The 13,552-nt window shown below is 71.2% G+C and carries 10 protein-coding genes and 1 pseudogene; 7 read left to right on the top strand and 4 right to left on the bottom strand.

What is annotated here, in order from left to right:
* Positions 1-19 precede the first annotated feature (19 nt).
* The gene (locus tag ABZ267_RS18940; protein ID WP_356746647.1) at positions 20-280 is read left to right on the top strand and encodes a hypothetical protein; all 261 of its coding nucleotides are present in this window, start codon (positions 20-22) and stop codon (positions 278-280) included.
* A 10-nt stretch (positions 281-290) separates the two neighbouring features.
* On the opposite strand, the gene ABZ267_RS18935 is transcribed toward ABZ267_RS18940, so the two are convergent.
* On the bottom strand, positions 291-746 hold the full coding sequence (locus tag ABZ267_RS18935) for a tetratricopeptide repeat protein (protein WP_356746646.1): 456 nt from the start codon (positions 744-746) through the stop codon (positions 291-293).
* 124 nt (positions 747-870) lie between these two features.
* Here ABZ267_RS18935 and ABZ267_RS18930 point away from each other — a divergent pair, with 124 nt between their 5' ends.
* The 4 genes from ABZ267_RS18930 to ABZ267_RS18915 all read left to right on the top strand — a co-directional run bounded on the left by ABZ267_RS18930 (position 871) and on the right by ABZ267_RS18915 (position 8,478).
* A complete protein-coding gene (locus tag ABZ267_RS18930) occupies positions 871-1,716 on the top strand; it encodes an LLM class F420-dependent oxidoreductase (protein ID WP_356746645.1) in 846 nt (281 codons plus the stop codon).
* Positions 1,717-1,852: 136 nt separating this feature from the next.
* A complete protein-coding gene (locus ABZ267_RS18925; protein ID WP_356746644.1) occupies positions 1,853-3,337 on the top strand; it encodes a penicillin-binding protein 2 in 1,485 nt (494 codons plus the stop codon).
* 185 nt (positions 3,338-3,522) lie between these two features.
* The gene (locus ABZ267_RS18920) at positions 3,523-4,662 is read left to right on the top strand and encodes a PQQ-dependent sugar dehydrogenase (RefSeq protein ID WP_356746643.1); all 1,140 of its coding nucleotides are present in this window, start codon (positions 3,523-3,525) and stop codon (positions 4,660-4,662) included.
* A 336-nt stretch (positions 4,663-4,998) separates the two neighbouring features.
* The gene (locus ABZ267_RS18915; RefSeq protein ID WP_356746642.1) at positions 4,999-8,478 is read left to right on the top strand and encodes a hypothetical protein; all 3,480 of its coding nucleotides are present in this window, start codon (positions 4,999-5,001) and stop codon (positions 8,476-8,478) included.
* A 79-nt stretch (positions 8,479-8,557) separates the two neighbouring features.
* On the opposite strand, the gene ABZ267_RS18910 is transcribed toward ABZ267_RS18915, so the two are convergent.
* The gene (locus ABZ267_RS18910; RefSeq protein WP_356746641.1) at positions 8,558-9,271 is read right to left on the bottom strand and encodes an HAD family hydrolase; all 714 of its coding nucleotides are present in this window, start codon (positions 9,269-9,271) and stop codon (positions 8,558-8,560) included.
* 150 nt (positions 9,272-9,421) lie between these two features.
* On the opposite strand from ABZ267_RS18910, the gene ABZ267_RS18905 reads away from it, so the two are divergent.
* Complete coding sequence (locus ABZ267_RS18905; protein ID WP_356746640.1) at positions 9,422-12,016, top strand: bifunctional FO biosynthesis protein CofGH; 2,595 nt, start codon at positions 9,422-9,424, stop codon at positions 12,014-12,016.
* Between the two features lie 44 nt (positions 12,017-12,060).
* Here ABZ267_RS18905 and ABZ267_RS18900 read toward each other — a convergent pair whose 3' ends face one another.
* Entirely contained in the window at positions 12,061-12,225 is a 165-nt protein-coding gene (locus ABZ267_RS18900; RefSeq protein WP_356746639.1) for a hypothetical protein, read from the bottom strand.
* A 168-nt stretch (positions 12,226-12,393) separates the two neighbouring features.
* On the opposite strand from ABZ267_RS18900, the gene ABZ267_RS18895 reads away from it, so the two are divergent.
* Positions 12,394-13,251, top strand: coding sequence for an NPP1 family protein (locus tag ABZ267_RS18895; protein ID WP_356746638.1), 858 nt, complete (start codon positions 12,394-12,396; stop codon positions 13,249-13,251).
* A gap of 15 nt (positions 13,252-13,266) precedes the next feature.
* On the opposite strand, the pseudogene ABZ267_RS18890 reads toward ABZ267_RS18895, so the two are convergent.
* Positions 13,267-13,500 (bottom strand): annotated as a pseudogene (locus ABZ267_RS18890) (helix-turn-helix domain-containing protein); the annotation flags it as partial.
* Between the last annotated feature and the right edge of the window lie 52 nt (positions 13,501-13,552).

Raw genomic sequence — 13,552 nt, 5'->3', positions numbered from 1 at the left:
TCACGACAAGGGACGCGACATGGCAACCGGAACCAGCGAAAGCCCTGCCACTCTCTACGCGCCCGTCTCGATCGGGCTGGGCGTCATCGCGCTGGCCTCCACGTTCTTCCTCGGCATTCTCGCCACTCTGGCCGGCCTCCTCGCGATCACCTTCGGCATCCTCGGCCTGGTCAGCCAGGCCGAGGTCAACCGGATCCAGTGCGGCATCGGCCTCGCCGCTGGTGTCGTGGGTGTGCTCTTCCCGGTCTGGTTCCTCTTCGTCTACAGCGGCGGCTTCTGAGCCTCCGTCCCTACAGAGGGCTCGTCCCGTCCCGGTTCAGCTCGCCGCCCGTCCGGAAGAGCCGCCGCGCGACGACGTGACCGCGCCCGGCGGCCATCCGGTACCACGGCTCGGCCGCCGCCAGCCCCTCGCGCTCCTGGACCAGCCGGCCCAGCTCCCACATCGACTCCACGTCCCCGGCCTTCACCGCCTGCCGCAGCATCCGCTCCGCCGCGTCCGGCCGACCCTGGCTCCGCGCGTCCAGAGCGAGCGTCCGCAGCCCTCGTACGGCACGGGCGTCGCCGGCGGCAGCGGCGGCGGCCAGCCGTCGCGGGTCCGGCGGGCGGCGGTAGCGCCGAGCGATCAGCAGCAGGACACCGGCCGGCCACATGATCCAGCTCAGCTGGACCAGCGTGCTGTTGCCGAGGAACACGCCGGTCAGGCTCAGCACACCTCCTGCGGGCAGCAGGAAGAACCCCAGTCCCATTCCCATTCACGTCCTTCCCGCGGATCCGCCGTTCCGTACTCTCGCAGCCGCCTCGGATTTCACCGGCGTACGGCTTACCTTGGCTCCCCGTGGAAACGACTCGTAGAGACGACGGAGGTGTTCGATGCGGATCGCCACAACCATCTTCCTCACCGACGAGACGGTGACGCCCGTACGGCTGGCGCGCGAGCTGGAGCAGCGCGGATTCGCCGGACTCTATCTGCCCGAGCACACCCACATCCCGGTGAGCCGCCGCACCCCGTACCCGGCCGGCGGTGACCTGCCGCGTGAGTACGGACGGACGCTGGACCCGTTCGTGGCGCTCGGCCAGGCGGCCGCCGTCACCGAGCGGATCGCGCTCGGCACCGGGATCACGCTGGTCGCCCAGCACGACCCGGTCGACCTGGCCAAGCAGGTGGCGACCCTGGATCACCTCTCCGGCGGCCGGTTCACGCTCGGTGTCGGCTACGGCTGGAACGTGGAGGAGGCCGCCGACCACGGCGTCGCGTGGTCCACGCGCCGGGAGCTGGCGCGTGACCGGATGGCGCTGATGCGGGCGCTGTGGTCGGCGGAACCGACGGCGTACGACGGCGAGTTCGGGTCGGTCCAGGCGAGCTTCGCGTTCCCGAAGCCGGTGCGGGCGCCGCGCGGTCCGGTGGTCGGCCCGCGCACGCTGATCGGCGGCGGAGCGGGCCCGAAGCTGTTCGCGGCGATCGCGGAGCACGCGGACGGCTGGCTGCCGATCGGCGGCCGCGGCCTGACGGAGTCCGTCCCGAAGCTGCGGGCGGCCTGGGAGGAGGCCGGGCGCGATCCGAAGGACCTCCAGGTGGTGCCGTACGCCGTCCTCCCGGACGCCGGGAAGCTCGCCCACTACGCGGAGCTGGGCATCGAGGAGGTCGTGCTCCAGCTGCCTCCGGCCGGTGAGCGGGAGGTGCTGCGGGTCCTGGACGGGTACGCGGCGTACCTCTGACGGCGCTCGTGGATACTGCCCCTGCAACCGGGGGCGCCGACAAGGCATCCTTACCCTCGGGGGATCGAAGACGTGGGCACGGCCCGTACACGCTTTCGTGCGTGCGGGCGGTCGGCCCGCCTGGGTGGGGAGTGGAATGAACAGGCCGTTGCGGCACATAGCCATCTTCTGCGGGCTCCTGATGCTGGGGCTGCTGCTGCGGGCGAACTGGCTGCAGCAGGTCGACCGCGTGGAGCTGTCCCAGCACGAGAACAACCACCGGGTCCGGTACGAGCGGTTCGCCACGCCGCGCGGCGACATCATCGTCGGCGGCAAGGCGATCACCGGCTCGAAGGAGACGGAGAGCAGGGACTACACCTTCCGGCGCACCTGGAAGGAGGGCCCGATGTACGCGCCCGTCACCGGTTACGCCTCGCAGGCACAGGGCACCTCGCTGCTGGAGCGGACGTACGACAGCGTCCTCAGCGGCCAGGACGACCGCTTCGCCTTCCGCCACGCCAAGGACGTCCTCACCGGTCAGCCGAGGCGCGGCGGCAGCGTGATCACCACGATCGACCCGAAGGCGCAGAAGGCCGGCTACAAGGGCCTGACCGACCTGGGCGCGCGCGGCGCGGTCGTCGCCCTGGAGCCGAGCACCGGCAAGGTGCTGGCGCTGGTCTCGACGCCTTCGTACGACCCCGGGGTCTTCGCCGGGATCTCGTTCAAGGAGAGCGACCGGTTCAAGGCGCTCCTCGACGACAAGGCCAAGCCGCTGGCCAACCGCCCGCTGCGCGAGACCTTCCCGCCCGGCTCGACCTTCAAGATCCTGACCGCCGCGGCGGCGCTGGAGCACGGCGTGGTCTCGGACGTGGACGCGCCGACGAAGGCGGTCTCGCCGTATCCGCTGCCGCTGTCCCAGAGCAAGATCGGCAGCGAGGCCGGCGACGCGCTCTGCAACAAGGCGTCCATGAAGACCGCCATGCAGTACTCCTGCAACAACGTCTTCCTCGACGCGGCGGCCGAGCTCGGCGAGGACCGGATGCGGGAGACGGCGGAGAAGTTCGGCTTCAACGAGGACGTGTACGCGGAGGAGTTCGGCGACATGCTCGCCACGAAGAGCCTCTACCCGCCGAAGCTCGACAAGCCCGGCACGGCGCTCACCGGCATGGGCCAGGGCAGCCTGACGAGCACGCCGATGCAGATGGCGATGGTGACGGCGGCGCTCGCCAACGACGGCAAGCTGATGCAGCCGTACATCGTGGAGGAGCTGAGGGGCCCGGATCTGTCCACGCTGGAGACGAACAATCCGGCGGAGATACGCCAGGCCGTCTCGCCGGAGACGGCGAAGAAGGTCCAGGAGATGATGGAGCACACGGCGAAGGAGGGCAGCGCGCAGCGTGCGCTGATCGACGGTGTGAGGGTCGGCGGCAAGACGGGCACGGCTCAGCGTGGTGTGAATGTGCGCGACGAGGTGCCGTACGGCTGGTTCGTCAGCTACGGCAAGACGGACGACGGCCGCTCGGTCGCCGTCGCCGTCTTCATCGACCCGACGGACATGGACATCTCGCGCTCGGACATCTCCGGTGGCCGCCTCGGCGCTCCGATCGCGAAGAAGGTGATGGAGGCGGTGCTGGGCAAGTAGCCTGCCTGGCACCGGAATTGGTCGGTGCATTGGCCTAGGCCAATGCGCTCCCGTCCCCGTACCCTCATCCGTAGCCAGTAGCACACGCCCCCACCCCGGTTGCATGCTGGCGCGGGCACCCCCACCGAACTCTGCCCCGAGCAGCCAGGGTGAACTCCCCCACTCGCCGCCTCCAGGAGGCCACGGTGAAAGTTCACACCAGAAGCTCGGCGATCATCGGCGCTCTGTTCCTCGCCGCATCCCTGACGTTGACCACGGCATCGACGTCGGCCTCGGCGTCGGCCGACGGGCCTTCGGCGCAGGTCGTGCTGACGGAAGTGGCCCGCGCACAGGGCCCGTCGGCCGGCGCGGCCGGACCGGACGGCAAGGTCTGGATAGCCGAACGGGCCGGAACAGTGCGCGTATTGGGCGACTACGGCCTCGGTGACCCGGTCCTCGACATCTCCGCCGAGACCACGACCGACGGCGAACGCGGCCTGCTGGGCGTGGCGTTCGACCCGGAGTTCGCGCACTTCTACATCTCGTACACGGATCTCGAAGGCACCAGCACCATCGACGAGTTCGCGGTGGAGGACGGCCAACTCCAGCCGGACACCCGGCGTACGGTCCTCACGCAGGAGCAGCCGTACCCGAACCACAACGGCGGCGACATCAAGTTCGGCCCCGACGGCTACCTCTACATCGCGTTCGGCGACGGCGGCTCCGGCGGCGACCCGCACGGCAACGGCCAGAACCTCGACACGCTGCTCGGCAAGATCCTCCGGATCGACCCGACCGGCGGTGAGCCGTACGCGATCCCGGCGGACAACCCGTTCGTGGCGGAGGAAGGCGCGAAGGACGAGATCTGGGCGTACGGGCTCCGCAACCCGTGGCGGTTCTCGTTCGACGCGGACACCGGCGACCTGCTCATCGGTGACGTCGGCCAGAGCGAGTGGGAGGAGATCGACTGGGCCCCCGCGAGCAGCAGGGGCGGCGAGAACTACGGCTGGTCCTCGATGGAGGGCAACCACCCGTTCCGCGGCGGCACGGAACCGGCCAACCATGTGCCGCCGGTCCACGAGTACGACCGCAGCGGCCTGGGCTGCTCGGTGACGGGCGGCTTCGTCTACCGGGGCGAGGCGATCGCGGACCTGGCCGGCCGCTATGTCTTCAGCGACTACTGCGACGGCACGCTGCGTACGTTGCGCATCGAGGACGGCGCGGTGACGGAGGAGGGTGACCTGGGGGTGCAGGGCGGCGAGGTGATCTCGTTCGTGGAGGCGGGTGACGGGGAGCTGTACGTGCTGGCGATAGGCGGCGCGGTGTCGCGGCTGGACCCGGCGTAGGGACGCGGGCCCACCCCTTCAGCCCGTCCGGCGTTTGAGGACGGAAGCCTTGCTGGGGTGGGCCCGGTACTGCTCCAGGCTCCTCGTGCGCGAGACCCTCGTGGGTGTCCGGCCCCCCTACGGTCACGGTTCCGTCCTCAAACGCCGGACGGGCTGGGTGGGGCGGCCTGGAATTGTCATGACCCCGGCCCCCCGCCTTGTGCGATCATCATGTGCGCCCTTCACGCGGCGCCCACAACTCACCGCACAACTCGCCGTGCCCACCGCCCCGCTGCCCGCAAAGGGCCCGCGGAGCCCACGCGCACACCTGCTCACCGCTCCGGGGGGAACGGACCCATGCCACGCCACCTCTGTACGGCCGCGAGATCCGCGACGTACACCGCGCTCCTGCTCGCGCTCACTGTCCTGCTCTCACTCCTCGCCCCCATGGGAACGGCCCAGGCGGACACCCCGGCCGCGCCCGCACCCGCCGCCGAGGACTGCCCCTCCTTCCCGCTCTCCGCGTTCGGCGAGGCCGCGCCCGCAGGCAACACGCTCACCCTCCCCGCCGAAGGCACCGCCTGCTTCACCTTCACGGTCGAGACGCCCGGCATGCACCGGCTCCTGGAGTCCGGCCCCGGAACCGGCAACGTCCACCTGACCATCCGCGACGGCGAGGAGCAGGTCGACTGCTACGAGGGGACCTGGGGCGGCGGCTGGTGCCGACTGGACCGTACGGGCGAGTTCAGGCTGGATGTGCTGAACCGCTGGGCGGACACCAGCACCCTCACCTTCGCCCTCACCCCGCTCGCCACGGACGAGGGCTGCACGACGCAGGTCTCCACCGACTGGACCAGCCCGCCCTCGGTCGCCCAGGCCGCCGGCCCGACGGCCGTGCAGTGCGCGCGGCTGGACGCGCAGCCGGGCGAGCGGTACACCGACCGCGTCACGACCACCCGGTACGGCCACGGCATCTCCTGGATCACCGACGGGACCGGCGCCCGGATCTGCCCGCGCTTCAACGAGGACGACAGCGACGGCTGCGTACTTCCCGGTGACGGCCCCTACCGCGTACTGACCAGCATCATCGAGGCGGAAGGCGGCTTCCCGGCCGAGTACACGCTGAAGGTCCGCCGGACCTCCGACCCGGTCGGCTGCGCCCGCGTTCCGCTCAACACCTACAACTCCGCACCCGTCAAGGCGACTCCGGCGACCGGCTGCAAGACCTTCACCGCCCCGCACGCGGGCCAGTACGAGGTGTACGGCGTCCACTCCTCCCGTACGAAGCTCACCGTGTACGACCGCGCCGGCAAGACGGTCTGCGTCCCCTGGAACGGCTGCGAACTCCCCGCCGCCGGTGACTACACGGTCCACACCGACGACGCCACGCTGATCCTCGACCGCTCCTCGACCGCCGGCTGCGAGAGCGCCGAGCTCGGAATGTACCGGTCCGCCTTCGCCTCGGCCGGTGAGATCGACTGCGTCCTGCTGCCGCTCCCCGCCGGAGCCCGGCTGGCCGCGCTGACGCCGCTCTCCGGCCCCGGATCGCGCGCTGATCTGACGCTGTTCGACGCCCGAGGCGCGTACGTGTGCGGCAGCAGCGGCCTGTCGGCCGGCACCTGCGCGCTGACCGGCACCGCGCCGTTCCGGCTCCAGGTCTCCACCGACGACACCGACCCGGCCACCGGCCCCTACGCCATCGCACTGCACCGCACCGACGCCGCGAGCGGCTGCCCGGCCCTCCCGGCCGGCGACTTCACCGAGCAGAGCGCGTCGGCCCGGATCGCCACCGGCGGCGGTGTCTTCTCGCAGTGCCTGAGCATCCCGGCCGACGAGCACAGCGCGGCGGAGCTCCTCCAGCTCAAGGCGGCTCCCGGTACGACGGCCATGGCCGGGTTCTCCGTGCTGGACAAGGCCGGCCAGCAGGTCTGCTCCGTCCACCCCTCGCTCAACACCTGGACGGGCTGCGATCTGGCCCCCGGAGTCGCCCACACGGTGCTCGTCACCGGCCGCGACGCCACCGCCACGTACTCCCTGACCCGCCGCGACGTCACCGCCACGGCGAAGGGCTGCACACCGAACCCCGCCACCAAGGTCGGCGGCCCGTCCTCGGGCGGCGCCACCGGCGCTCCGGGCGAGGTGCGGTGCCGCCAGGTGACCACGGCCGACACCAAGGACACCCTGCACATCGACGTCCGCGATGCCCTGGGCACGGCGAACATCGTGCCCTTCGGCGCGGACGGCACCGCCCTGTGCCAGTCCAACCAGGCCTGCGCGGTCACCGGCTCCACCCGCTACCAGGTCCTGGTCACCGTACCGAGCGGGCTGAAGGCGGCCCCCGACCACCGCTTCGACGCCGTACGCGTCGGCACCGCGACCGGCCCGGCCGAGGGCTGCGTGCGGGTCCCGAACGTGAGTTACGGATACGGTCCCGTCACCGGCACGCTCGACGAGACCCGCAGCACCTTCTGCGCGGTGCTGCCCACCGCCTACCGCGACCGCTTCGACATGGAGATCAGCGACACGACGGGCGCCGGGACGACCGCCGTGCCCGCGCTGTACGACGCGAGCCTCGGCAACGGCTGTATGAGGTTCATCCCCAGCGGCTACCAGTGCGCCGTGAACGAGCCCTCCACGAAGGAGGTCACGCCGAGCACCCTGGTCCTCTCGCTGCCGGAGACCGCGCCGAAGACCTCGTACCGGGCCAAGGCCGTCTGCACCTTCTTCCGCTGCGGCACCGAGCAGATCACCGTCGGCACGGTGGGCCCGGAGACCGGCGCGACCGGCAGCAAGGCCACGGTCACGGTGACGGGCACGGCGCTGCACGAGGAGGACTACGTCCGCCTCTACGCCGACGGCCGGCAGATCGAGTCGAAGGCCACCGCCGTCTCCGCCGACCGCAGGACGCTCACGGCGGTCCTCGACCTGACCGGCGTCCCGACGGGCACCTGGTCCCTCAGCGTCATGACCCACAACGGCTGGGAGCACCAGCGGAGTCCGTTCACGGTCACCGCCGCCCGGCTGACGAACACCGAGCCGCCGGTGATCAGCGGCTCGGCGAAGGTCGGCGCGAAGCTGACGGCCGGCACCGGGTCCTGGTCGGCGGTGCCGACGTCGTACGCGTACCAGTGGAAGGCGGACGGTACGGCGATCGCGGGCGCGACGGGTTCGACGTACACCGTTCCGGCGAAGCTGCTCGCCAAGAAGGTCACGGTCACCGTCACCGCCCGCCGCGCCGGTCACCTGGACGGCCAGAGCACGTCGGCGGCGGTCACGGTCGCCAAGGGCGACGCACCGAAGGCGTCGGCGAGGCCGGTGATCTCGGGCAAGGCGAAGGTGGGCGCCAGGCTCACGGCCGGTACGGGGACGTGGTCGCCGAAGCCGACGTCGTACACGTACCAGTGGAAGGCGAACGGTACGGCGATCGCGGGCGCGAGGGGTGCGACGTACACGGTCCCGGCGCAGCTGCTCGGCAAGACGGTGACGGTCACCGTCACGGCCGCGCTGACCGGCCACAGCAGCGCGAGCGCCACCAGCGCGGCGGTGAAGGTCGCGAAGGGCGACGCACCGAAGGCGACGGCGAGGCCGGTGATCTCGGGCAAGGCGAAGGTGGGCGCCAAGCTGACGGCCGGTGCGGGCAAGTGGTCGCTGAAGCCGACGTCGTACAGCTATCAGTGGTACGCGAACGGCAAGGCGATCTCGAAGGCGACGGGCGTGACGCTGACGCTGAAGGCGGCGCAGCGGGGCAAGAAGATCACGGTGAAGGTCACGGCCCACCGCACGGGCCACACGAGCGGCGCGTCGACGAGCACCGCGACCAAGGCGGTCGCCCGCTGACGTAAAGCCGACCCGGGCCCACCCTTGCAGCCCGTCCGGCGTTTGAGGACGGAACCCTTGCTGGGGTGGGGCCCGGCGCTCAGAGGCCCCTCAGGTACGAGACCCTCGCAGCCCGCCCGGCCCCCACCGCCCCGCTTCCGTCCTCGAACGCCGGACGGGCTGAGTGGAGCCCCACCAGCTCCGTCAACGCGTTGACCCGGAAGTCCGCCACGCCGACCACATCCGGATGCTCCGCCCACCAGTACCCGCACACCCCCCGCCGCAGATGCGCCGTCCGCAACCCCGCCGCGGCGGCGGGAAACAGGTCGTCCGCCGGATGATCGCCCACGTACAGCGTCGCCGACGGATCGGCCTCCGCCACCTCCACCACCCGCGCGAAGAAGGCCGGATCCGGCTTCCGTACGCCCCACTCGTCCGACGTCACCACCAGATCGGCCGGCAGGTCCAGCGCCCGCAGCAACTCACCGGCCCGCACCGACCCGTTCCCCGCCACCACCACCCGTACGCCCGCCGCCCGCAGCTCCGCGAGCGCCGGCCGGACGTCCGGGTAGAGGTCCGACTCGTCGAGGTGCTCACCGCGCCCGGCCGCAGCCCGCGCGAGGTACGCCTCGTCGATGTCCATGTCCGGCCGCAGCACCCGCAGCGCGTCCGTCGCGTCGCGGCCCTGCGCGACCGCCGCGCCGACCAGCGCGCCGAGCGTGTGCGCGGGCACGCCGAGCCAGTTGGCCCAGGAGGCCCAGTGGCGGTCGTCGCGTACGAGGGTTTCACCGATGCCGAGGACGATCGTTTCCATCACCGTCCCGACCTTAGGCGTGCGGACGCCGTCAACGGGCGCTTGGCCGGGTGAGTCGGCCCGCACGAGTGACCAGGAGCACCCCGCGGCCTGCGCATACAGGCCCCAGGCCCTGGTCCGGTGCGAGTGCCTCGCTCGTATGCTCGGTTCATGACCGATCCCGATGCCGATCCCCAGAGCGGACGTCCCACCTCCAACGCCATGCGGCGCGCGCTCAAACGGGCCCGTGACGGCGTCGCCCTCGATGTCACCGAGGCCGCCGTCCTGCTCCAGGCGCGCGGCGACGACCTGAAGGATCTGGCCGCGTCCGCCGCCCGTGTCCGGAACGCGGGCCTGGAAGCGGCGGGCCGGCCGGGCGTGATCACGTACTCGCGCAAGGTCTTCATCCCGCTCACCCGCCTCTGCCGTGACAAGTGCCACTACTGCACCTTCGTCACCGTCCCCGGCAAGCTCCGCCGCGCCGGCCACGGCATGTTCCTGTCGCCGGACGAGGTGCTGACGATCGCCCGCGAAGGCGCGGCGATGGGCTGCAAGGAAGCGCTCTTCACGCTCGGCGACCGCCCGGAGGACCGCTGGCCCGAGGCGCGGGAGTGGCTGGAGGCGGAGGGGTACGACGACACGCTCGCGTACGTACGCGCCATGGCGATCCGGGTCCTGGAGGAGACGGGCCTGCTGCCGCACCTCAACCCGGGCGTGATGACCTGGACCGACCTCCAGCGGCTCAAGCCCGTGGCGCCGTCCATGGGCATGATGCTGGAGACGACGGCGACCCGCCTCTGGTCCGAGCCCGGCGGCCCGCACCACGGTTCGCCGGACAAGGAACCGGCACTGCGGCTGCGCGTCCTTGAAGACGCCGGACGCTCCAACGTGCCGTTCACCACCGGCATCCTGATCGGCATCGGCGAGTCGTACGAGGAGCGCGCCGACTCCCTCTTCGAGCTGCGCAAGACGGCCCGCGCCTACCACGGCATCCAGGAAGTCATCGTGCAGAACTTCCGCGCCAAGCCGGACACGGCGATGCGCGGGATGCCGGACGCGGAGCTGGAGGAGCTGGCCGCCGCCATCGCCGTGGCCCGGCACATCCTCGGCCCGTCGGCCCGGATCCAGGCGCCGCCGAACCTGGTGGACGCCGAGTACGCGCTGCTCATCGGCGCGGGCATCGACGACTGGGGCGGGGTCTCACCGCTGACTCCGGACCATGTGAACCCGGAACGTCCGTGGCCGCACATCGACGAACTGGCGCAGAAGACAGCGGACTCGGGCTTCACGCTCCGCGAACGCCTCACCATCTACCCGGAGTTCATCCAGCGCGGCGAACCCTGGCTCGACCCGCGCCTCCTCCCGCACGTCCGCGCCCTGGCCGACCCGGAGACGGGCCTGGCCCGCGAGGACGTGCTCCCGGTCGGCCTGCCGTGGCAGGAGCCGGACGAGGGCTTCACCTCCTCCGGCCGCACCGACCTGCACGCCACCATCGACACCGAGGGCCGCACCGGCGACCGCCGTGACGACTTCGACGAGGTGTACGGGGACTGGGAGGCGCTCCGTGAGGCGGCGGCGCCCGGCATGGTCCCGTCCCGGATCGACGCCGACGTACGCCAGGCGCTCGGCCAGGCCGCCGACGACCCGACGAAGCTCACCGACGACCAGGCCCTCGCGCTGCTCCACGCGGACGGCCCGGCGCTGGACGAGCTGTGCCGGATCGCGGACGCGCTGCGCCGGGACGTGGTCGGCGACGAGGTCACGTACATCGTCACGCGGAACATCAACTTCACCAACGTCTGCTACACCGGCTGCCGCTTCTGCGCCTTCGCCCAGCGCCGCACGGACGCCGACGCGTACACGCTCTCGCTGGACCAGGTCGCGGACCGCGCGGCGCAGGCGTGGGACGTCGGTGCGGTGGAGGTCTGCATGCAGGGCGGCATCCATCCGGACCTGCCGGGCACGGCGTACTTCGACATCGCACGCGCGGTGAAGGAGCGCGTGCCCGGCATGCACGTCCACGCCTTCTCACCCATGGAGGTCGTCAACGGCGCGACCCGCACCGGGATGTCGATCCGCGACTGGCTGACGGCCGCGAAGGAAGCGGGACTCGACTCGATCCCCGGTACGGCGGCGGAGATCCTGGACGACGAGGTCCGCTGGGTCCTCACGAAGGGCAAGCTGCCTACGGCCACCTGGCTGGAGGTCATCAGGACGGCGCACGAGGTGGGCCTGCGCTCGTCCTCGACGATGATGTACGGCCACGTCGACCAGCCCCGCCACTGGCTGGGCCATTTCCGCACGCTGGCCCAACTCCAGCAGGAGACAGGAGGCTTGACGGAGTTCGTCACGCTCCCGTTCATCCACACCAACGCTCCGGTCTACCTGGCCGGCATCGCGCGTCCCGGCCCGACGGACCGCGACAACCGCGCGGTGACGGCGATGGCGCGCCTGCTCCTGCACCCGCACATCACCAACATCCAGACGAGCTGGGTGAAGCTGGGCACGGAGGGTGCGGCGGAGATGCTCCGCTCGGGCGCGAACGACCTGGGCGGCACGCTGATGGAGGAGACCATCTCCCGTATGGCGGGCTCCAGTTACGGTTCGTACCGCTCGATCCAGGACCTGAAGGCCATCGCCGACCTCGCGGGCCGTCCGTCCCGTCCGCGTACGACGCTGTACGGAGAGGTCCCGGCCGAGCGGGTCGCGGCGGCCACGGCCTCGGACGGCCACCTGCCGGAGCTGCTGCCGGTGGTGCCGGGGTAAGGGGACGCCGGGGGGAGGGGGCGTGCCCCCTGCCCCCGGAAGGCCTATGGACGGCAGCCTTCGGCCGCCGTGGCGACGGGCAGTTGGGAGCGCAGGAACTTCTCCAGCAGGCGACGGCGTTCCGCGGTGTCCTCGGGGTTCTCCACACCGTCCATGGCCAGGACGTATTGCATCTTCTCGCCCTTGTACGTGCACGCCTGCACGGCCATCCCCCCGTGGTCCGCGATGGTGGCGCCGTCGCGCTCCTTGATCGTTTGCTGAAGGGGTGTCGGCGGGCACCTGAGGGCTGGTCTTCCGTTTCTTTCTGTCATGACCCGGGCAACTCTTGCGAGGGTCACCCCTGCCGTCACGTGCTGCTGAGACAGGAGCGAGAAATCATGCCAACCCTGCCGACACCGGTATTCGCCCGCAAAGTCCGCCGCCAGGCGCATACGGCCACGGGCGCCTGCCTTTTCGTACGCAACCGTCGCGCCACCCGCACCGCCGCCGTCCTGGCCGCCGCCGGCCTCCTCGTGCTCGGCACCGCGACGGCCGCGCACGCCGATCCGCCGCAGCACCTTCCCCAGAGCGCCGGAGGCTACGAGCAGACCTTCTCGCCCGCCTTCGACTACGACGGTGACGGCTGCTACGCCACCCCCGCCATCGGCCCCGACGGCACTCTCGCGCCCGGCCTCAAGACGACCGGCGCCATCAACGGGAGCTGCCGGGACAAGTGGGACCTGGACAACTCCCAGACGTACGCCCGCTCCAAGTGCAACAACGGCTGGTGCGGCATCGTCTACGCGAGCTACTTCGAGAAGGACCAGGCCGTCCACGGCAGCGGGCTCGGCGGGCACCGTCACGACTTCGAGCACGTCATCTCCTGGGTCAACCAGGCGTCGAACCAGGTGGATTACGTCTCGACCACCCAGCACAGCACCGTCAGGACCTACCCGCGCTCCCAGGTGCGGTTCGACGGTTCGCACCCCAAGGCCGTCTACCACAAGGACGGCCCCAGCACGCACTTCTTCCGCCTCGCCAACAACAACGACGAGCCGCCCGAGAACCACTACGGCACCTGGCGCTACCCGCCGATCGTCGACTGGAACGGCTTCCCCAGCACCGCCCTGCGCGACAAGCTCATGAACGCCGACTTCGGGTCCGCCACCATCAAGGTGACTGACAGGGACGACCGCTTCCGCAGCCTCCTCAACAACTCCAAGCCCGCGGGCATCCCCTTCGACCCCTGGGCCTGAAGGGCTCCCAGGCCTTCACGCCGGAGGGAAGGCGCGCCGGTAGTCGCTCGGCGACACCCCGAGCTGCTTGAGGAAGTGGTGGCGGAGGTTGTTCGCCGTGCCGAGGCCGCTCAGCTCCCCGATCCTGGCGATCGGCAGGTCCGTCGATTCCAGCAGGCTCTGGGCGAGCCGCAGGCGCTGGTTGAGCAGCCACTGCAGCGGGGTCACGCCGGTGGTGGCCTGGAGCCGCCGGTAGAGGGTGCGCGGACTCGGTACGTCCCCGACGAGTGACGGCCGCGCCGGTTCCGGTGGTCAGTCCGGA

This window comes from Streptomyces sp. NPDC006174 (genome assembly GCF_040614075.1).
Classification (GTDB): domain Bacteria; phylum Actinomycetota; class Actinomycetes; order Streptomycetales; family Streptomycetaceae; genus Streptomyces.
The sequence above is the reverse complement of the archived record's forward strand: the minus strand, read 5'-3'. Positions and strand labels throughout refer to the sequence as shown.